The 21,023-nt window shown below is 44.1% G+C and carries 24 protein-coding genes; 5 read left to right on the plus strand and 19 right to left on the minus strand.

Annotation, left to right across the window (positions count from 1 at the left end):
• Window positions 1-181: 181 nt before the first annotated feature.
• Complete coding sequence (locus SALPA_RS01835) at window positions 182-1,117, minus strand: DMT family transporter (RefSeq protein ID WP_145089013.1); 936 nt, start codon at window positions 1,115-1,117, stop codon at window positions 182-184.
• Window positions 1,118-1,294: 177 nt separating this feature from the next.
• On the opposite strand from SALPA_RS01835, the gene SALPA_RS01840 reads away from it, so the two are divergent.
• Together SALPA_RS01840 and SALPA_RS28130 are read left to right on the plus strand one after the other, a co-directional pair.
• Entirely contained in the window at window positions 1,295-2,182 is an 888-nt protein-coding gene (locus SALPA_RS01840; RefSeq protein WP_145089016.1) for a LysR family transcriptional regulator, read from the plus strand.
• Between the two features lie 358 nt (window positions 2,183-2,540).
• Complete coding sequence (locus SALPA_RS28130; protein ID WP_186450861.1) at window positions 2,541-2,885, plus strand: YetF domain-containing protein; 345 nt, start codon at window positions 2,541-2,543, stop codon at window positions 2,883-2,885.
• 363 nt (window positions 2,886-3,248) lie between these two features.
• Here SALPA_RS28130 and SALPA_RS01850 read toward each other — a convergent pair whose 3' ends face one another.
• From SALPA_RS01850 to SALPA_RS01885, 9 genes are all read right to left on the minus strand, one after another.
• A complete protein-coding gene (locus tag SALPA_RS01850) occupies window positions 3,249-4,481 on the minus strand; it encodes an MFS transporter (protein ID WP_145089020.1) in 1,233 nt (410 codons plus the stop codon).
• Window positions 4,482-4,557: 76 nt separating this feature from the next.
• Complete coding sequence (locus SALPA_RS32485) at window positions 4,558-4,716, minus strand: universal stress protein (protein ID WP_222427818.1); 159 nt, start codon at window positions 4,714-4,716, stop codon at window positions 4,558-4,560.
• A gap of 25 nt (window positions 4,717-4,741) precedes the next feature.
• Window positions 4,742-4,996 (minus strand): universal stress protein, encoded by a 255-nt coding sequence (locus tag SALPA_RS29440; RefSeq protein WP_222427819.1) that lies wholly within the window; start codon window positions 4,994-4,996, stop codon window positions 4,742-4,744.
• A 135-nt stretch (window positions 4,997-5,131) separates the two neighbouring features.
• Entirely contained in the window at window positions 5,132-5,767 is a 636-nt protein-coding gene (locus SALPA_RS01860; protein ID WP_145089023.1) for a flavodoxin family protein, read from the minus strand.
• 60 nt (window positions 5,768-5,827) lie between these two features.
• On the minus strand, window positions 5,828-6,805 hold the full coding sequence (locus tag SALPA_RS01865; RefSeq protein WP_145089026.1) for an aldo/keto reductase: 978 nt from the start codon (window positions 6,803-6,805) through the stop codon (window positions 5,828-5,830).
• Between the two features lie 113 nt (window positions 6,806-6,918).
• Window positions 6,919-7,554, minus strand: coding sequence for a flavodoxin (locus SALPA_RS01870; protein WP_145089030.1), 636 nt, complete (start codon window positions 7,552-7,554; stop codon window positions 6,919-6,921).
• Window positions 7,555-7,760: 206 nt separating this feature from the next.
• Window positions 7,761-8,201, minus strand: coding sequence for an MFS transporter (locus tag SALPA_RS01875; RefSeq protein WP_145089033.1), 441 nt, complete (start codon window positions 8,199-8,201; stop codon window positions 7,761-7,763).
• Window positions 8,202-8,441: 240 nt separating this feature from the next.
• Entirely contained in the window at window positions 8,442-8,975 is a 534-nt protein-coding gene (locus SALPA_RS01880) for a flavodoxin family protein (RefSeq protein ID WP_145089036.1), read from the minus strand.
• 19 nt (window positions 8,976-8,994) lie between these two features.
• A complete protein-coding gene (locus SALPA_RS01885; protein WP_222427820.1) occupies window positions 8,995-10,122 on the minus strand; it encodes an alpha/beta hydrolase in 1,128 nt (375 codons plus the stop codon).
• 187 nt (window positions 10,123-10,309) lie between these two features.
• Between SALPA_RS01885 and SALPA_RS01890 the strand changes: the two genes are divergently transcribed.
• Window positions 10,310-11,227: an AraC family transcriptional regulator gene (locus SALPA_RS01890; protein WP_145089039.1), complete on the plus strand. Its 918-nt coding sequence runs from the start codon at window positions 10,310-10,312 to the stop codon at window positions 11,225-11,227.
• 182 nt (window positions 11,228-11,409) lie between these two features.
• Window positions 11,410-12,132 carry a flavodoxin gene (locus SALPA_RS01895; protein ID WP_145089041.1) on the plus strand — a complete coding sequence of 241 codons (723 nt, stop codon included), beginning with the start codon at window positions 11,410-11,412 and terminating at the stop codon, window positions 12,130-12,132.
• Here SALPA_RS01895 and SALPA_RS01900 read toward each other — a convergent pair.
• The 4 genes from SALPA_RS01900 to SALPA_RS01915 form a co-directional block, all read right to left on the minus strand.
• Entirely contained in the window at window positions 12,121-12,843 is a 723-nt protein-coding gene (locus SALPA_RS01900) for a carboxymuconolactone decarboxylase family protein (RefSeq protein WP_145089044.1), read from the minus strand. The genes SALPA_RS01895 and SALPA_RS01900 overlap by 12 nt on opposite strands.
• 27 nt (window positions 12,844-12,870) lie before the next feature.
• Window positions 12,871-13,365 carry a cupin domain-containing protein gene (locus SALPA_RS01905; protein WP_145089047.1) on the minus strand — a complete coding sequence of 165 codons (495 nt, stop codon included), beginning with the start codon at window positions 13,363-13,365 and terminating at the stop codon, window positions 12,871-12,873.
• A gap of 192 nt (window positions 13,366-13,557) precedes the next feature.
• Window positions 13,558-14,715 (minus strand): alpha/beta hydrolase, encoded by a 1,158-nt coding sequence (locus SALPA_RS01910; protein ID WP_145089050.1) that lies wholly within the window; start codon window positions 14,713-14,715, stop codon window positions 13,558-13,560.
• A gap of 571 nt (window positions 14,716-15,286) precedes the next feature.
• Entirely contained in the window at window positions 15,287-16,309 is a 1,023-nt protein-coding gene (locus SALPA_RS01915; RefSeq protein WP_145089053.1) for a DUF362 domain-containing protein, read from the minus strand.
• A gap of 331 nt (window positions 16,310-16,640) precedes the next feature.
• Between SALPA_RS01915 and SALPA_RS01920 the strand changes: the two genes are divergently transcribed.
• Window positions 16,641-16,898 carry a hypothetical protein gene (locus tag SALPA_RS01920; RefSeq protein ID WP_145089055.1) on the plus strand — a complete coding sequence of 86 codons (258 nt, stop codon included), beginning with the start codon at window positions 16,641-16,643 and terminating at the stop codon, window positions 16,896-16,898.
• A 95-nt stretch (window positions 16,899-16,993) separates the two neighbouring features.
• Here the strand turns inward: SALPA_RS01920 and SALPA_RS30690 are convergent, their stop codons facing one another.
• The 5 genes from SALPA_RS30690 to SALPA_RS01940 form a co-directional block, all read right to left on the minus strand.
• Window positions 16,994-17,119, minus strand: a complete 126-nt coding sequence (locus SALPA_RS30690; protein WP_255450720.1) for a hypothetical protein — start codon at window positions 17,117-17,119, stop codon at window positions 16,994-16,996.
• A 321-nt stretch (window positions 17,120-17,440) separates the two neighbouring features.
• A complete protein-coding gene (locus SALPA_RS01925) occupies window positions 17,441-18,097 on the minus strand; it encodes an NAD(P)H-binding protein (RefSeq protein ID WP_145089058.1) in 657 nt (218 codons plus the stop codon).
• Between the two features lie 189 nt (window positions 18,098-18,286).
• Window positions 18,287-19,393 carry a flavodoxin gene (locus tag SALPA_RS01930; RefSeq protein WP_145089061.1) on the minus strand — a complete coding sequence of 369 codons (1,107 nt, stop codon included), beginning with the start codon at window positions 19,391-19,393 and terminating at the stop codon, window positions 18,287-18,289.
• Between the two features lie 53 nt (window positions 19,394-19,446).
• Entirely contained in the window at window positions 19,447-19,632 is a 186-nt protein-coding gene (locus tag SALPA_RS30695) for a hypothetical protein (RefSeq protein WP_255450721.1), read from the minus strand.
• 184 nt (window positions 19,633-19,816) lie between these two features.
• Window positions 19,817-20,584: a carboxymuconolactone decarboxylase family protein gene (locus SALPA_RS01940; RefSeq protein WP_145089064.1), complete on the minus strand. Its 768-nt coding sequence runs from the start codon at window positions 20,582-20,584 to the stop codon at window positions 19,817-19,819.
• Between the last annotated feature and the right edge of the window lie 439 nt (window positions 20,585-21,023).

A 21,023-nucleotide genomic window follows, 5' to 3' on the forward strand; every position in this document is an offset into this window, starting at 1 on the left:
CATTGGGTATGTTTGGCCTTCCACTGAAAGAAGATATGAAGCGCACGAAAGCGAATTATAACCAAGATCGATGCATAGAACCATTCGGGGGAGTACGGCTTTTACCGCACTCCCCCCGAATGGTTTTTGAACAGTTGATATAATCAGGCAAACTTTGGAGAGAGGCATGGCATAACAGTCGCTATTCCATGTGGGACATTGGCACTGTATTCTCCGCCCCTTTTGGGACTGGTAGGTAATAGGGATCATCCCTCTCCCTCCTCTCTTTGCCAGTTTCACCTATCCAAATAGAACCCAATAGCAAGACGGCGCCAATCAGCTGTTGCAAAGTCATTTTCTCTCCTACCACCAAAGCTGAAATTAATAGTGATGTAAGAGGGTCGACATAGCTCAATACGGCGATACTTTGGCCTTTTAGTCCTTTCATTCCGACAAAGAACAGATAGAATCCAACCCCGCCATGAAGGATACCCAGTACAAGCATCAATATAACCGTGTCGCCGGTGATCGAAAAAAAATTGAAGCCATCCGTGAACAGCACAAATGGGTACAGTATCGTAACCGACAAGCCAAGCTGCAGAAGCGTATTTGCCAACCCGTCCAGGTCCCGAATAAACTTATTAACCAGCGTCAAAATGGCGTAGAAACCCGCCGCAACCAGTCCGTAGCCGATGCCGAGCAGATGATTCCCGGTTGTTTCCATCCTGCTGTTTTGCAAAATGAGGAACAAGCCGAGCAAAGCAATGCCGATACATACTGCCTTTCTGAGCGACAACTTTTCTTTCAAAATGAAAGGTGAGAGCATAATAACTAAAACAGGTGCAAAATAATAGCTCAGTGCCGCATTGGCAATCGTTGTTTCCTTATACGCCTGAAACAAAAAAATCCAGTTGCCGCTCAAAGCAACGCTCGCTATGAACAGAGGGGCGACATTCTTCTTCACCTTACACCATAATACTTTCTGCTTCGTCCCTACGAAGACGACTAACAGAAACAGGGCGCCGATCAAGCTCAAGAACAACGCGATTTTACTAGAAGGCATGTCGATATATTTTGCAAACACGCCAACTGCGCCGAAGATGATCATCGACAGCACGAAATACAGTTTTTCCTTCACGATATATTCCCGCTTTCTTCTGATTGATGAGATAGTGCATAACAGCAACATCTATAACATAGTTCATTCACATTCACTTGAATTTATTTCATTTATAAGTTATCATATTTTTACAAATTACAAAAATGAATATTTGTCATGATTTCAATGATAAAACCAGATGAAAGGTAAATAAGCATGGACATGAATATTCAGAAATACCTGGCCTTTGTAAAAACTGTAGAACAGGGAAGTTTCACAAGAGCGGCAAGTGCGCTCAACTATTCGCAGTCTGGTATTAGCCGAATGATTAGTGACTTAGAAAATGATTGGAAAGTATCGCTTCTGGAGCGCGGCCGTTCGGGCGTTCGGCTAACTTCTGATGGTCTAAAGTTATTGCCATTTGCCCAAAGAGTGTGTAACGAATACCAGGAGTTACAAGCACAAGTCGATGAAATAAATGGTCTACAATCCGGGTTGATACGAATTGGGACTTTTTCAAGTGTGGCAACGCACTGGCTCCCCAACATTATCCGGGAATTTCAAAAAAGTTATCCTAATATTGATTATGAATTACTGCTGGGTGACTACAGCGAAATTGAACGCTGGATTTTAGAAGGACGGGTAGATTGTGGTTTTCTCAGGCTCCCTGCACACCCGGAATTGGAAACAATTTTTTTAGATCAGGATAAGCTATTAGTGGTTTTACCAGAAAACCACCCTTTAACTAAATGCAAACAAATCCCAATTAATGCGTTATGTGATTACCCCTTCATGTTATTAGAAAAAGGAGCGCGGTCTGAAATATCAGAACTTCTTGAACAATGGAATGTATTGCCCAACATAAAGTTTACTACCTGGGATGATTATGCTATTCTTTCAATGATCGAAGGCGGACTTGGTATCAGCATTTTACCTCAACTCATTTTGCATCGCATTCCTTATCAGGTAGTTATAAAAGAATTGGAAGTGCCAGCTTATCGTAAAATATGTCTTGCAATGAAAGAGAAAAAAACGGCTTCCCTTGCTGTTACTCGTTTTTTAGAATACCTTCCATACAGACATTCTTCGCCTGTGTACACGTAGCCTATTTTGGGTCTCTACTAAATGGCAAGCAGGGCAAATGTCAAGACACTTGCCCTTTTTAGAATTTTCCCCTGCGATCAAATCCAAAAAATTGCTTGTTGGGACCAGCGGCCCAAACCCTGCGACTTCGGGACAGCATGGAGGTGTTGACAAACCCCAGCAAATTCATCACAAAACGTCGAAAATAGCATAAGAGCCCCGCGTATGTGCGAAGGTTCACTCAAAAAAACAGTGCCCGGGAGACTATCCTAGGCACTTAACATTCGTTTAAGTTGAAAGCGGTCGCTGACAAGAGGCAGCGGGAACATATACCACTTTTTTCAGCAGAACAACCAGCGGCGGAGCTTCCCTCCTGGAAATGCTCCGGGAACAAGGGACATTCGATCCCAATCAAGTCGAAAAAGCGCTAATTGAATCGGACGGCCATCTTAGTGTATTAAAAAAATCAGAATATCAAAACCCGACAATGAAAGATTTAAATAACTCCGTAGGCCAGCCCCCAGTAAGCCATCTAGCCGGTACGGAAGTTATAATTGATGGGAATGTTATCGACCAAGGATTAGCCAAGAGCGGTTTAACGCTTCAAAAACTAGAGAACCATTTGCGCAACCTAGGCATCAAAAGTGTTGAAGATGTAACGCTGGCAATGTTTACTCCCGAGGGTAATCTATATGTTGATAAGAAAAGCGATGCCTTATTATAAGGCGTTTAACGATCCGCACGAATGCCTACTGGAGCCTTTCTTCGTCCACGGCCGGCACGCCGCAACTTTCCGGCTATTCTCAGCCCGGCTCCGGCATAGCCAGACTGGTTTTACACCCTGACACACCTGACTTCATCAGGACAGAGTAGAAGGGTGAAACTCCACCTTCGCCGGGTAGAGAGGCCACCCAATTGGTGGCCCGAACCCCCAAGACCCCGGCGAGCGGATTTCCCGCACCGGGTTCTTCAAAAATTGGCTCACAGCACTGCGTACATTTTCGCTTAGTTTTATCGTAAACCTAGAAGAGAGCTTTTAAGTCTCCAAAAACATATTTCTTGTTGAATTTACAAATGCAATCTTATATCACTTCTCTTGGACTTCCGTCGAATGCAATGCCTCTACCTCCTCAGTAATAAGCTGGTTTCCACGCTTAACTTTGCACCCATGCAAGAAATAGTATAAGCACATAATGGTGATAGTGCCGATAGCCATAATTACATACAGTCCGCGGAAACCAATTATCGGAACCAGAAACCCTAAGAAGAACGGACCGATTCCAACCCCTCCATCCGTAAGGGAAAAAAAGGTTGATGTGGCTAGCCCCATGCGATATTGCGGCGATACATTGATAGCAATTGCTTGACCACTTGATAGGAAGGTCCCCCATCCTAAACCCAGAAAAGTGGCGGCCAATAAAAGGACAAAACCATGATGAACCTGACTGAGGATAATCAGTCCAACTGCGAACAGTATAAATGATGGATACATCACAATATTCTCCCCTTTTTGATCAAACAAGCGACCGGTTACCGGTCGGGAAATTAAGATGACCACAGAATAAGCAACAAAAAAGGTGCTGCCGGCATCAATCAAATTGATTTCCCTTGTATACGGGGCCAGAAAACTGAGAATACTCGAAAAGCAAAAACCCAGCAATGCGCCGATAATCGCAATCGGCAAGGCTTTAAATTCAATGAAATTATTTAATGTAAATTGTTTCATATTGTTTAGTTGCTCTTCTGTCAACTCAGGGGCAATTACTTTTAGGAAAAATACGGCAATGTAACTAACGGCCAATAAAATAGCGCACAAACCCATAATCATGTCAAAACTTACATGATTATTAAGATATATGCCCAGAAAAGGGCCGATAGCCGAGGCCAGAGTGGTACTCATGGCATAATAGCCCACACCTTCTCCACGTCGCTCTTTTGGTATAATATTAGCCACAATTGTCCCCGTCGCTGTTGCAGCAATGCCAAATCCTGCTCCGTGCAAAAATCGAATAAAAAAGAGAAACGGCAGGTTGGTTATTTTAAAATATAAAAAGGTTGACAGTAAGTAGATGGTCAAACCGATATAAAGCATTCTTTTCCGCCCTACCTGCTCTATCGATCTTCCGGTAAAGATCCGGGCAAAAAGGGCCGCTAAGATAAAAATACCGGCCGCAAACCCAGCTTCGCTTGGTGAGGCCTGTAATTTGTCCATCGCGTAGATTGCGATAATCACCATCAATATATAATACACTACATAAATGAGAAAATTGGCTATCGAATCAATCACAAAATCCTTAGTGCATAATTGAGGCTCGTCCATTTGCATATTACCATCCTTATTTCTTAAATTATTGTATTGGGAGATAAGTTTCGAAAGCAGGCTAAATTTCCCTTATTTAACAACAAGAACGGAAATTTTCGCATACTGCACGATGGCTGACACTGCCCATAAATTCCTTAATACCGGTTAATCCCCGGCATCTCATAATGATAAGATCACAGTTATGTTCTTGGGCATGCTTTAAAATAATATGAGCGGGTGAACCCTCCAACAAGTACGACTGATGGAAATTAGGAAGCTTAGACAGCTCTTACTCTGCTTTGGCAATGATCTTTTGTCCTTCCTGGTAAATGGCATCCTCGATGACTTGTGAGTTGTCTAAAACGGTATAAGGTAATGGAGGTTGCCATGACATGGACTATTTCAAGTTGCATTGATGAATCTAGCTTTGCAAATTCCATCGCTTTTTCCAGGGCCTTTGGGGCTAAATCTGAACCATCACTGGCACCTAAAACTTTAGAGTACAACAAAATTTTCACAACCTTTCGTTCCATAATCATTTACGGAACCATATTTATGATAACATTGAATATTTATAAATAAAAATACATCATACTCAAACCACCCTTGTTAGTGGTATCGCGCTCGGCAGGAATACATCAATTTTTTGTTAATCATAAGAAACCTGTTCATTCCCGGATAAAATTCGTATAAATGGCTTCTTCTTTCTCAGGGAATGGCACACCAGCCTTGATGCCAGCTTCTTTACATTTCAGGAACCAGGCCATGTTTCTTGCCAGTACGCGCATGGTCTGCAGCCCTTCCAAATCTTTTTTCACCTCTTCCGGCGTGGCACCGTGAACCATATTCCAATAACGCGATGAGATAACAGGCATTTCCGATAGGGTGAAATACTTGTTGAGCTGGTCAAAAGTCGCGGTCGTCCCGGCTCTTCTGGCGGAAACAATGCCTGCCGCCGGCTTTAAATAAAAGGACTGCCGACCGGAACGCAAGTCTGTATAAAAGGCCCGGTCCATGAAAGAAGTAATCGCACCGGTTGCGGCCGCATAATGTACGGGAGAACCAAAAATAAATCCATCGGCATCCTTAGCGAGATCAAGAAAGTCGTTGACACGATCCGAAAAAGTGCAACGCCCGGTTTTTGCACAAGTTTTGCAGGCAATACAACCGGCCAGGGGCTTTACTCCAATCTGGAAGACCTGTGTTTCAATTCCCTCACTATTTAGCGTCTTCGCTACTTCATCAAGTGCAGTATAGGTACAGCCGCTGGCGTGTGGGCTACCATTGACTAATAAAACATTCATAGTTACTTACCTCCATTAGAGCCTTTAACGAAAACATTGAAGAAATACGATTTCTTCCTGTTAATTGCCCGCTCTTTTTGCATATTCTGCCGGGTAACGATCTCCCGAAATTTCGATCTTCGCAAGCGCGTCGTTCAAATCACGCAGTTCTTCGGGAGTCAGTTCGATGTCCGCTGCTCCTAGATTTCCTTCCAGACGCACCAACTTCCGCGTGCCGGGAATGGGAGCAATCCACGGCTTCTGCGCGAGCACCCAGGCGAGCGCAATCTGGGCCGGCGTTGCGTTTTTAACGGCGGCCACATCTTTTACAAGGTTTACAAGACCTTGGTTTGCCGCAATGTTTTCCTGCGTAAACCGTGGGACGATGCGGCGAAAATCTGAACTGTCGAAGCTTGCATCTTTCTGAATAGCGCCTGTCAGGAAGCCCTTTCCTAACGGGCTGAAGGGAACGAAGCCAATTCCCAGTTCTTCCAGCGCCGGCAGCAGTTCTTCTTCCGGCTGGCGCCACATCATGGAGTATTCACTTTGAATAGCCGTTAACGGGCAGACGGCATGGGCGCGGCGAATCGTCGCTACTCCTGCTTCTGATAGGCCCCAGTGTCGGATTTTCCCTTGCTGCATCAGTTCCTTCATGGTCTCTGCCACTGCCTCGATAGGAACGTTTGGATCCACCCGGTGCAGATAATAGAGATCGATTGTATCAACTCTAAGGCGTTTTAAGGACTTTTCCGCCGATTTGCGGATCTCTTCCGGACGTCCGTCCACTACCTGTTTCCCGTTAATGTTTTTAATGCCGCATTTGGTTGCAATGACCATCTTACCATGATAGGAAGCCAACGCTTCACCTACCAGACTTTCATTGTCATCATAAATCTCCGCCGTATCAAAAAAAGTCACGCCCAACTCAATCGCCCGGTGAATGACGGCGATGGCTTCCTTTTTATCCGAGGCCGGACCATAACCATGGCTCATGCCCATACAGCCAAGGCCAATGGCTGAAACCGCTAAACCGCTTTTACCCAACATACGTTTTTCCATGTTTTCAGCTTCTTTCTGTTTAATAGTTTTTGGACTATTTCCATATCTGCATAGCCCGGAGCAGTTTTCGTCTTGCTGAAGTTCTTTATGAATACCCAGTTTGCAACATAAACTTACCTCATACCGATTCTGGACAGCCAGGGTTCGATTTTACTGGCATCATTAGCCGTAAGTCCTTCCAGGATGTTTGCATTGGGGCAAAGGCTCTTAATGGCATCCATGCTTTTTGCGATATCGCCGCTGTAACTAGTACAAAATGGAATTACCGTCTTACCAGAAAGATCATAGGATTCCAGGAACGTGTAAATCGGCATGGGGGCCGTCCACCAGATTGGATACCCTACAAAAATCACATCATAGCCAGCCATATTGTCTACTTTAGTAGAGAGTTTCGGTCTGGCATTTGTTTCTTTTTCCTTTTTGGCAACCTCGACACATTCATTGTAGTCTGTCGGATAAGGTACGACTGTTTTAATCTCAATCATGTCTCCACCGACAAGATTGTGGATTTGTTCAGCGACTCTTTTTGTGTTTCCGCTATGGGAAAAATAGGTTACAAGAATCTTTTTACCTTTGCTATTTGCGGTTTTGTCTTCCGTAGTCTTGGCATTTGGAGCAGTATCTTTGTCTGTGACAGTTGCTGCCGTCTGTTTGGGGGGAGAGGCTGAATTTGCCATATTGCTATTGCCGCAGGCAGTCAGAGAAAAAATCATCAGACTGGACAGAGCCAAGATAAAGAACTTTTTCATTTTTAAGACCTTCTTTCCTATTAATTTTTACAATTCAACTATTGGGAATAAGCTCCAAGAAAGAGTAAATATCAACTTTTTATACAGCATTATCGTTTTGTGAAAAGGTTTCAATCCAGAGATATATTGCGCGTTAGATTTCTATATTATCGGTTGTGGCTTCCACCTATTTTATGTTGCCGTTAGTTTCCAAACCGTGGTAAGACTTAAGCTGAGGATACCAGTGAGGCACTAAAGCCCATAGATATGTTGGACATGGCTTCGCCCTGGTGTCCGGGAGAAGCCAGCATCGCCGTTATCGCATAGGCGGTGACGACGAAAACACCCGTTCCGACCCCGAGTATGACGCGGGAAGCCATCAGGAAGCCAAAGCCCGGAAGGGCCAGCGTCGCAACGATGCCAAGTAAAAAGATCGCGAGAGCCAGCAGCAGTTGCTTACGCTGATCCATCCTCGCCGTCGCTACCATGAGAAGGGGAGTGCCGATTGCGCTTGCGAGCGCAAAGGCGGTAATCAGCTGCCCTGCTGTTACTACCGATACACCGGCGGAAGCAGCGACTTTATCCAATATACCCACGATGACGAATTGCGATGTGCCAATCAGAAAGCTGATCATGGTCAGCATGTAAATTTTCCAGGTGTTGTTCATAATGCTGTATGCTCCTATATCTGTATTTGCTAAAGTAATTCATGGTAAAGCAATGAACAACTTCAGTATCTTTAATTATGCGCCAAATGAAACAGCAAACGTTAGCTCATTCATGCCAAATGATTGCCTAATCCTGTTATCCCATTACACAACAAATGAATATCCGTGTGAATTGTGGATCAGGCATTTCCATATAAGAAAGGAAGCCGCATAAATCAAAGGCTTCCTTTCTTCGTTGAATTACATTCCCATTCCCTTATCCAACGCCTCTTTCATTGCTTTGTTTCCTTGAATCTCGCCTTTTTGCCATGCACCGGCACCATAGATAAGACCTCTGATCTTAGCACCTGGCAAACAATCGGTAAAGCCACGAAGCCCATCCATCGTTCGCTCCATAGCGGCTTTTCCGTCAGCTGCCGTTGCGATGAAGTAAAATTCCTTGTTACGGATTTCTGTATAACGCGGCAGTGTGCGATCGATTAGGGTTTTAAGCTGTCCATCCATCGTATAAAAATAAACAGGCGTCGCAAGGACAAGCACATCGGCAGCTACCATCTTATCAAGAATAGCGGACATAGCATCCTCCTGTATACAAGCGCCTGTTGCCTTACAGGCATAACAGGCCATACAGTAACCGATTGCCTGGTTATGGACATAGATTTTTTCTACCGTATTTCCGGAGGCTTCTGCTCCTTTGATAAATTGATCGCATAGCGTATCGGAATTTCCCCCGATTCGAGGACTTGCTGATAATACGAGTACATTTTTTGGCATTTTTTATTCCTGCTTTCGTTTATTTACTAAATCTACCGTTATTTTCTCGCTTCATACTGTCAGATGGTCGCCTAAAATTATTGGAACCCATATGCTCCTCCCCAAATTGAACCGCTGCTTCTAACCATCCCTCTGCCGTAGTGCCAATACCAAGTCCGAAACCATGGCCAATATTCGGATACTGGTGAAACTCAACAGCAACACCGGCCTCTCTTAAAACATTCGCACGTCTTTTCATAACTGCCGGATTAGCAATCTGATCGTTTTCGCCAACGGCAACAAAGGTCGGCGGATCATCCTTGGTATAGGTCGAGTGACCAGTATAAGCCATGACTACCGTGGACGGTTTTGGAAACTCATAATAGCCAAAGCCAGAAGGACCATAAGAACCGATATTCGCTGCCATTCTTGCCCCTGCAGAACTGCCCCATACAGAGTAATCTTCCGTAGCGACATTCAACAATTCCGCATTTCTAAAGATATAAGAAATTGCGGCTGCCAAATCCTCGCAGGCGGCTTTCTCGCTGCCTACACGATATTGGATTACAAAGGCATTGTATCCTTTCTGACTCAACGTTATGGCGTAGGAAAAGCCTTCATGGACAGAACCCACATAAGAAAAACCACCGCCAGGGCACACTACGGCAAAGGGCGCCCTCGGTTCGCCCTTGAAGAAAAACAAGCCTGTAGATTTTTTGCTTGGATCAACCTGTACTTGCTGAGCTGTATAGAAAGGATAGAATATTTTATCTCCATCCTGGACTTTGTCTATCATGTAGTTAATGGTATCTACTACCACTACGGGATCAACATTATTGTGATAAGGAAGAAGGGAACTAACGTGATTCAGTTGCATATTTTCATCATAATGCCCTCGTGTGAGTGGCAGTATAAATTGGCCAAATCCTTCAAACGCGGGATGCTTCACAATGTCAGAAATGGTATTATTGACTTTCACATGAGCATACTTGCTCTTGTCATTTACGCTCTTTCCTTCATATGAACTTTTACGGCTAATTGATTCGGGCATAACTGTTGCCTCCTCCATAGAAGTATCGATACCAGCATCGCTTTTCGCACAACCGGAATAAACCAGCATCAAACCGAAAAAGAGACTACCTGCTATGATTCGGCTCACAAACTTCATTTCGACACACCTTTCTAGCACCTGTAACCAGAGATATAAGCTTTGCCACCTTCATTATGCAACTAATCGGCAGACAGCCGCTATCTCATTTATATCAAATAATTGCCTAATCCTATCACGTCGAGTTGCAAGCAGCTAAATATGTATTATAATAGACTTACTCAAGCTGAAAGAACAGGAGGCTCTTATGTCTGAATCAATCGATAGACAGCAGGACGAACTCGCCAAAGTCATTGAATGCTATTCCGGCCAGGACGGTGTTCATGCGACTGCTATTCCGTCTTTATTTTTTAACCGCCAGTCTGCAATTACCGGACCCGTTTATGGAGTTTTCAAGCCGTCCTTATGCATTGTCGTTCAGGGTGCGAAGGATGTATGGCTGGCTCAGGAGCGCTTTCGGTACAGTCCTGCCGATTACCTTGTTGCATCCATTGACGTGCCTGTTATCGGCCAGGTTGCGGAAGCCGCTCCCGACCTTCCGTATCTGTCTCTCAAACTGGAATTTACGCCAAAGCAGGTTTTGGATGTTCTCAGCAATTTAGAAGCTCGCCTTGATTCGAAAGAAAATTCCAGTCGCGCTATTTTTGTCAGCCGGATTGAGACCTCTTTGTTGGATGCGGTAATCAGGCTGGTTCGTTTGCTGGACAATCCCGTCGATATTCCGGTGCTTGCTCCTCTCGTGACGAAGGAAATTCTCTATCGGGTTCTGAGGGGACAGCATGGGGGAAAATTAGAACAGATTGCTATGGAGGGAAGCTATACCTATCGAATTAACAACGTCATTGAACGCCTCGTGCATCGCTATGATCAGTCTTTTCGGATTGAAGATCTGGCGGAAATGGCCAATATGAGTGTTTCTTCCTTTCACCGGCACTTTAAAGAGGTAACCGCGATGAGTCCTCTTCAGTTCCAGAAACAACTACGTTTATACGAAGCAAGGCGCCTCTTATTATCCGAGTCAGCCGATGCCGCTGAGGTCGCATTTCGGGTAGGCTATGAGAGTCCATCGCAGTTCAGCCGGGAATATTCCCGTATGTTTGGCCTTCCGCCCAAAGAAGATATGAAGCGCATGAAAGCCAATTATAACCAGCAGATCGATGCATAGAACCATTCGGGGGAGTCGGTAAAAGCCGCACTCCCCCGAATGGTTTTTGCACAGTTGATACAATTAGGCAATCATTTGAGAGAAATGGGATAACGGTCGCTATTCCATGTGGGGCATAATAAGTTTGAGTGAAACCGCTCTAAATAATAAGACGCGTCTGCGTAAATTAGGAGGACATATGAATGAAGAAAACGTTAACTCTTGTTTTAGCTGTGATTATTATATTAGCCGGTTTGGCGGGCTGCGGCAACAGTAAAAATCAGTCCAACAACAGTTCGCAGCCGCAGCCTTCCAGTACCGAACAAAGCAAGACAACATCTCCCCTTGCCGAAGCCTCAGCTGCAAATAAAGCAGGCAAGAAGACTCTGGTAGTATACTTTTCCCTGCCAGAAACAACGAATCCCAATAATATGACCAAGGAAGAGGCAAACAGCACGGTAGTAGTGGGCGGTGAAGTTTTAGGCAACACCCAATATGTGGCATATTTGATTCAGAAAAATACCGGCGCCGATATCTTCCGTATTGAACCAAAAACGCCGTATCCCACTAATCACAAAACATTGGTAGATTTGGCCAAAGCAGAACAGAATAATAAAGCAAGACCGGAGCTTGCGAAAAAAGTAGAGAATCTTGGACAGTATGATGTGATTTTTCTAGGATACCCCAACTGGTGGGGCGACATGCCGATGATTTTGTACTCTTTCCTTGAAAGTCATAATCTGTCCGGCAAAACCATTATTCCGTTCAATACCCACGGCGGCAGCGGATTTTCTAATACTATCAGCACCATTGCCGCATTACAGCCGAATGCCAACGTTATTAAAAACGGCTTTACTGTTTCCAGAAATACCGTGCAAAATTGTGCAGATGATGTTGCTGCCTGGGTGAAGGAATTAGGGTATTAAAAGAGAGCCTTTCACATTGTTCAGCACGCCCGTTGCATTATCGGCTTCCTGCTTGCCCACTCTCATTTCAAGCACGGTTATCAGGCTCCTCAGCTGCGCTTCGGTCAGCCCTACATTCAATCCCACATTGAAATGGGAACGAAGCTGGTTATTGACGCCGTTTATGCTGGCCAAGGCCGAAATGGTCGCGATCTCCCTACTTTGGAAATCCAGGTTGTCGCGTCCGAAGATATCCCCAAACAAATGTCCTTTTAGAAACTCATCAATGGCGGGAGCGAATGTATAGATTGCCCCGCTAGCGGGTGCACCTATCAGGCTTGTCTGAACTTCTGTGCCAAGTTCGATGCTGCTTTTGCCGGCAGGCAAGGGGCTCGCTTCCCTGCCCAATTCATCCTTGATACCTTTGGCTTCCCGTTCTTTCATTACGCTCATGAAGGTATTGATTCCATTCAGGCTGCGCGGAAATCCACAATAAGCGTACATCTGCACAAGAATTTCTTTAATTTCATTTACAGTCAATCCGGCATCCAAGCCTTCGTTTAACGCAGTTTTTAGCCTTTCTAAATCGCCTTTGGCAGTAAAAGCCGCAATGGTAACGATGCCCTGTTGTTTGGCAGACAGGTCTTGATCGCTTGCCGCCTGCAAAACCGGAGTTAATCCGACTAATGAGAAGAAAATTCCTGCCAAAAATATGGCAATTTTATGCTTCATCCACATTACCTCTCTTTGTTTTCAAGTTTATTTACGATACTCTTTATCGCTGACCTTTTCCAGCCAATCAACGCTTTTGCCATTGACTACGCCGGTAATAGCCATATGCGTCATGGGTGTGGTTGGCGATGCTCCATGCCAATGTTTGACGCCGGGCGGGCACCAAATTACATCGCCAGCGTGAACTTCTACAATCGGACCACCCCACTCCTGTGTCCAGCCAACACCATAAGTAACGACCAGTCGCTGCCCTGCCGGGTGGGTGTGCCAGGCGGAGCGGGCTCCGGGTTCAAAAGAAACGTAATTGCCCGAAAATGGAGTCGAATCGCTTACGGAAAATAAAGGATCAACACGTACATTGCCAGTGAAATATTGACTTGAACCTTGGTAGGAAGCCTGTGCGCCGGCTCGGGTGACTGTTTGCGAATTTTTATTTGCTTCGGCAGCTACGCTGTTGCCCGTAAAAGCGCTCGCAGAAACGAGCAGAGAAAGCGACAGGATTACGGCTGTTAGTCGTCCCATTATTCTCTCTCCTTTTATGTTAGTATGCTAAACTTAAAACTATGCAATTGCCGGCATTGGCAATTGAGTTACCGTCTGCTGCGTTCCTATATACTGATTTCAATAACTGAAACTCTTCCGCCAAGCCAGGTTCCAACCAAGCTGCCGATGTTTTCCACCCGCAGCATAATGGTAATATGCTGGAACATGTAATCACAAATGCTTTCCATAGAACCCAGTCAATTTATCAACGGCCTGATTCACATAGTTCGGCACCCAATACGTCTGAATATGGGTTGCTCCCTTGATCAGGAATAATTCCTTGTCATTTGTGCCAGTTGCTGCTGCAAAGGCCTGTTCGGTCATATAGAAGGTATCCGCATTGCTGCCGGCCATCATCAGTAACGGCTGGTTGATCAGATCCATATTATTGGCCGCATCAAACGTGAATAAGTCAAGGTTGCTGCTCACCGTATAGCGGAACGTGGAATTCGGATGTGCGTGCGTCTTACCATAGTACTCATAGCCTTCACTATACAAATCCGGCATTTTGGCAAGCTGTTCTTCACTCAGCTTCATATCTAACATGTCTGGAGTATATTGTACTTCACCGCCGGCAACTTCCTGCGCTCTGGCCGCCGAGGCTTGCTGCAAACGCTTTTGAATAGTAGCCGTCTGAGAATCCAAGAAACCGTTACGGCGAACAATGCCCGTATTGAACATGCTGAGCGTTGCCACCGCTTTGAAACGCTTGTCAGTTTGCGCTGCCTTCAGCGTGTAGCCGCCACCGCCACAAATTCCCAGGATACCCAGGTGATCTGCGTTAACTCCCGGGTAAGAAGAAATGACATCTGCCATACCATGAATGTCTTCAACCCGATAGGCCGGTTTATCAACATTGCGTGGGTACCCGCCGCTTGCTCCCTGGAAAGAGGCATCTGCCACAATGGTGATATAGCCTTTTTCGGCCATACGCTGTGCATATAAGCCCGCTACCTGTTCCTTGACTCCCCCATTAGGATGGGCAACAACAAGTGCCGGATATTTTTTCTTACTTGCCTGATCATAGCCTGCCGGCGTATACACATTGGCCGAAATCTTTATGCCATTCAAATCATAAGTGATGGGATGAATATTCACCTGACCTGAGACATTCCTGGTAATTGCGCCTTGATAAACCAGACCAAATGGATTTTCATTCGGGCTTTTGATTGTGCTTGGATCTATTTCCTGAAAGGCTCTCTTTTCCATTATCACTGCAGGATGACTGCCTCGCTTCACCTCCTGTGCATTAACTTCCTGCCCGCCATATCCAATGCCCATCAGCCCCAATGCTAGCATTGCTATGCTTACTTTTAATTTCAATTTCATAAAAATTCCTTCCTTTTTCTTTAGAATTGCCGTTGCCAAATGCCGCAGCTTGATCCTGCCAGCCCTCGGCAGTTACGAGATCATCACCATTATGTAGAGAAAGATTCAAGTCAGTATTTCTTGGAAGTCCTTTATTCCGTCATACCAATATCCCCCCTTCCATGTGAAACAAGCTTGATTATCCTTAGTATATACTAGGAGAAAAAGCGACTGATATCCCATTACTATCAAATGATTGCCGAATCATCTCACAAGTATTTTATCTGAGCCGCTTTTTGCTGATATAAATTCAATCTACAGTGAATATTTCAGAGTGAATAATCCGGAGCAAAATGAGCCATGTTTCTGGTAAAAGAGCACCATATCTCCGGAGTTTGAGCGCCACCATTTCGGAATAAGATCCACTGGTAAACTGCTTTGTTAGAATCTAACACTATTCATAGAAATCCCTATTTATAGAAATACAATTGGGAACGAATCGTAAGACTGTAGCTATATGATTTCACAAAAATACCGTTATCCTCTTTCTTGTGAGAATAACGGTATTCCTCAGATATTTTTATTTAAAAGTTCAATCAATTGAAATCAATTCATACTTTTCATTTCCCATTTTAAGGTCACGCATAGCCGCAAGCTGATGAAGCCCATGGCGCGATTCGATACGTTCTACAAGATCATGATTATCGATTCGCTGATAAACCATGTCGATAGATGCTTGGTCAATTGCCAAAATATCTGCAGATGCAACAATACCGATATCACCAATCGTCGGCGCAGCTGCACTGACACCAGCACAATCACAGTCAACCGACATACGGCGCATAACATTTAAAAAGATAATATGCTTACCAAAATAATCTACAGTTGCTTTACCAGAATCCGCCAACAGTTCCATGAAATAATCCTGCATCGGCCACTGCCCGAAATCCGTTGGCATTTTGTCTACTACACCATGTACTTGACGTTTGCCAACTTGTCCCGAGGCACAACCAATCGCAATATTCTTTAAAGAACCGCCAAATCCTCCCATAGCATGTCCTTTGAAATGTGTGAGCACAATCATGGAATCATAATTGGTAATGTGCGCTCCCATTGCAACCTCTTTCAAATGTTTTCCACCGCGTACCGGAAGTGCTACATCACCTTCTTCGTCCATGATGTCCACAGGACAAAAAGTCCAACCATTTATTTCAAGAGTCTTTCTATGATCTTCTGTAGTATAGCGACCGCCCCGATAAAGCGTATTTGTTTCCACAATGGTACTGTCTGGTACATGTGCTTGGAAAGCTTTCACCATATCTCGTGGTAAAATATTTGGGCCATGCGGCTCACCAGTGTGTAGCTTAATTGCCACCTTACCATAAATCCCTTCATCAATAACATCATACAGCTTCATCAGATGTTCGGCATCAATATGCTTCGTAAAATAAACTTTTGCACAAGAACCATTGCCACCAGCTTTCGGCATGTAAGTACTCCCTATAACCGGAGCCTGTGCAAAAGCATTTCCCAAGCCAGGAATTTGTGATAAAGCCAAGCCAGCAGCGGCTGCACCTGTCATTTTTACAAAGTCACGACGATTGATATTTTTCATCTAAATACACCTCCCAAATTTTATTATTTATATTCTATTCCTTGGACTAAGCTCCAGGTCAAGATAAAAATGTATATTTTTACGTAAAATTATTTTACAACATATGCTCATAGCAAACGCACTTGACTTGGAGCCTACTTCAAATGATAGAGTTTAGCTAAGAAATGGAGGGGATGCCGCCCATGAAATACTAGGCTTGTATGCCTCTTTCGCACAGTACCTATCAGCTTAATCCTGCTTCTTATAGTAAACCATGTTGCTGGTCACCATAACCGGAGTGCTCATTTCACAAACCATTTTCTCCGGCTTTTCATAGGGTAGTCATCTTTGGATGCATCAACTGCATGGTGTATCAGCTTACCTTGGTTTTATCCTTATTGCAATACATCTTGGTTTTCATTGGAAAGAAATGCAGGAAAAACTATGTCGTTGGCTTGGAATAAGCTACACATCCTTTGCTTATGTATTTTTGAGCCGCATCACTGCATTGATGATTATCGGCTATGGCATCCATGCTTCATTCCTGCGGGCTTCTTTGCGGATTATATGGCGATTATGGGGTGCTACATTGCAATCACGCATTATCTGACACAACTATTGCAAAATCGCAAAATACAAAGACTGACTACTGCTTATAACACCCTCTTGCTTACCAGAACAGGCCGGTCAAGGTGATCCAAAACATCACCCCAACCGGCCTGTATTCTGTTTATATTCAATTAGACATTTGACCTCTGTATCTTCAAGCAAACCCACCGTCAATCTGCCCTCTTCATGTACTACTACTTTTCTGATGTAATACTGCGTCACAAGTGTTTCTCCCTACGCGCAGGACAACATATACATCTGTTTCCAAAGACTAATAAAGCCTTGCGCCGCGAGGCTTTATTGGTTGTGTCTTCTTTCCAGCCGAACTACTGACTCAATGTGTGTTTTGATAGCCAGGTAATACTGATCCGCAAAATTAGAGTTCGCGAAAAGGTTTGGTTTATTTACCCCGGGGGTAAATAGAAACAATGACCCCCTTTTGTTTTAGGAATAAATAGCTTTGACCATATTAAATTATTGCACTGGAACCCTGTAAACATATCACTAATATGTGTTTCCTATTACCGTCAAGAAGCTTTATCGTTATAAATGAATGTCCCGGCTCTCAATAATAGGAGTTGGAGCGCCTTGTTTAGCTACTTTGATCATTGTTCGCCCCAAAATTTCCGTTGTTGTAACAGATTTCGGAAAAATTCGTTTTAATACAGGATAGAAACTACCCAGAACACTATACATTACCCGATATAACTTTGTTCTCGATACAATACCATTACACGGTTGAATATACGCTGGACGAAACATATAGACGCCATTAAACGGCAACCGCATCAATGCGTTTTCAGTTTTCCCCTTTACTCGCGCCCACATAACACGTCCTTGCTCGGTGCTGTCGGCACCTGCTCCCGATATATAAATAAAAGTCATTTGAGAATTAAGTTTAACCAGAATTTGCGCTACCGCCATTGTAATATCATAGGTAACCAACTGATATTCTCGTTCTTTCATACCTGATGAACTCACTCCGATGCAGAAAAAGCACGCATCATAGCCCGTTAAATCGACCTCAATTGTCGATAAATCAAGCAAATCTGTGTGTAAAATCTCTTTCAGCTTCTCATGTTGAATCCCGGTCACGCTGCGTCCTACCGTCAGAATAGCATCCACTTCAGCATCACAGAGACACTCCTGTAAGACACTTCTGCCAATCATGCCGGTAGCGCCAAAAATGATGACTTTCATTCTATTTCTCTTCTCCTATCACACGTTATCAATTTTCAACAATTGATTGGAGAGTAGTTAATAAAACTTACTCTCCAATTGATTGTCACCGTTAATTTTTAGGCAACACTGTCGTTCCTCACGTATTGTTCATGCCAATTAGATTAATAAACTGGACTGCCTGATTAAAATAAGGAATCGCACGATGTATCACTCATTTGTATTTCCTATAACGAAGTTTTTCAAGTAATTTGTCACATTGTTTCTGAACCGCGGAATATCGCTGCTGTATACGCTCAGTGGATCTGTCACCTTCCCCTTTGCCAGCTCTCGCAACACTTTCACGCTATCACCCGCACCACCGCCGCCATGAGTTACGACTGGCACAATGGTCTTTCCCTCGAAATCATATGCCTGCATAAAACTGGCCACCGGCCGGGGAAGCGTCCCCCACCACAAAGGATAAACCAGTACAATCGTATCATACTGTGCCAAATCCGGCGGCTTATGCTTCAGAACAGGAAAGCTCTGATTCGCTAGCTCATCCCCCGCAATCTTAGTGGTTTCATTATAACTGGCAGGATAGTTTTTCTCTGTCTGAATCGATGCAATATCTCCGCCTATTGCATTCTGTATCATCATAGCTAAAACCTGAGAATTTCCATAAAGAGCTCCATTTTCCTTCAGCAAAGAAGCACCAGATACGGCATCCACTTGCTCAGGAAAATCAGTATTGCCTACCCGGCTAAAATATACAGTCAACACCTTGCCGGAGAAATCAACTTTTTCACCCGCAATGGTCTCTTGCAGATTTATATTTACCGGATGATACCAACGTTCTATATAGGGCAGGCCAAAGATGCCGCCAATCATCAGCACAAGTGCCAATCCGGTCAAATAACAGAATTTTTTTCCCTGCATATACCTCCCCATATGCATGAGCACATGGAAAAGCAATGCTGCCATGGCAGCAATTGCAGCACCTAGATGCAGAGCGCGAACATTCCAGTCGGAAAGGAACCTTATATTAGGAAACAAATGTGTCGACATTGCGACTCCGCTAATTCCCAGTACCAAAACACTGATACCGAAAACGCCAATAACCACAACGCCTGCTATCCTTTTCCGACTATACCTGCCTCGGCCAACATTCATGTAATAGTCTTTATTGAGCACATTATGAATAATGAGCAGAACAAAAAAGACACAGCCCAATATTTCATGAATACGGCTCGCAGAAGCCATAAAGCCGGCTTCATAAAAGAACAGCCCCAGCAATATCACATCGATAAATTTCTTAATAGCATTTTTCCCCATATCATCATCCTGCTAAAATACTTTACCCGTAAATAACTTATTCTAATATCATTTTATTTTAGTTTGCCATACACTTCGTCATCCACCGGTTCCAGCCATTCATTGGAACTATCTTCTGCAGGCACTTCCACAGCCAGATTAGAAAACCAGCTGTCGCAGGCTGCTCCATGCCAGTGTTTTACTTCCGGCGGAATATTTACCCATCTCCCTGACGCAGCTCTAAAGCTTCTTTTCCCCATTCCTGATAATAGCCCCGACCGCCTGTTACTAACAGAATCTACCCGCCTTTATGATGAATATGCCAGTTATCCCGGCAGTTTATCTCCGATAGAAAAAATGACTCCTTTACTTAAATCCGTTGTTTCACTCATGTATATGCCTCCTATTCTTTTCGTTCGGTCGTGTTTTACCTGTAAAAACCTTTTACTTATTTTCCTCCATCCGGGTCGTAGCTTCATTGACACATCGAAGTGCATTCAAGCTTCTTGGGTATCCGATATACGGCAGACACTGGGATATGATTTTAATTAAAAACTGCTTGTCATTGCCAATACGCATGTTTGCCACTGCATGACTGGTAAGCTGTGGTTCACAGCCACCCTGTGCGGACAGAAAGCAAAAGGTAATCATCTCACGCATTTTGGAATCAAGGCCTGTACGGGTGTAATAATCTCCAAAGCAGTTATCTGCCAGCCAGTGATTAATATGGCGCGATTCCTCCGGTCCTGATTTATAAAACTCTGCCATTTGAGGGCCGAAAATGTCTACCTGCGCCTGGATTCCCTTTTCCAGACGGTTTTCTGTCGTTGTGGTTACCTGCCCTTCCAGCGGCAGCTGAATGCCCTGCTCTACCAATACATCATTGGTAGCATGTAAAAAATCAAATACCCTTCCAATGCCAAGATAGGCGACTGCCTGATATACCACCTCTTTTATTTCAACCGGCGTGACGCCGAAATTTAGGGCCGCCTTCATTATCGCCTTGTATTCATTCACGCACTGTGCACCAACAAGTGTTGCCAGAATCGCTATCATCCGCGTGCAGTCATCCAGGTCATCACTGTTTACGACTTCATCAAAAGCAAAGTTGTCAAACCGCTCAATAAATTCCGGATCTGTTTCTAAAAATTTCGATACATCCACAGGAAACATTCTTTCATGATACTTCCTGGAAAACTCCGTAATTGCCATACATTTACCCCCTTCGTAACTGCTGTATTATTGTTTAACGTTTAGTACTCGGAGTAAGCTCCAAGTCAAGATCGTTTTGCAGTTTGTAATAAATTCAGGTAGCATAAAATATTAGCTATCTGCCTAATGTTTTTATATCACCGCCAGTATAGAACATGGAGTCCACTCCAAGTCAAGTGTTTTTAATGGGAGTACATATCTTTTTTCTTTTTCGGCCTGCTCCCCTACCCAGACTACCGCATGACTTCCCGGCAGGCTACGGTTCTAAACTATTCAATGGTCAATAACGATTTCCGCTGGCTTTTGCGATCTACAAAACAGGGCCGTCGCACTTTGTTATGAAGTTTGAAAAGATTTAGTGTAAAAAAATTAAAATTCATATAAACATAATGAACTAATTCTTACCCAAACAGTCTTTCGATCAAATCAGCGAATATTA

Origin of the sequence: Sporomusa sp. KB1, from assembly GCF_007830295.1 — a bacterium.
GTDB lineage: Bacteria > Bacillota > Negativicutes > Sporomusales > Sporomusaceae > Sporomusa.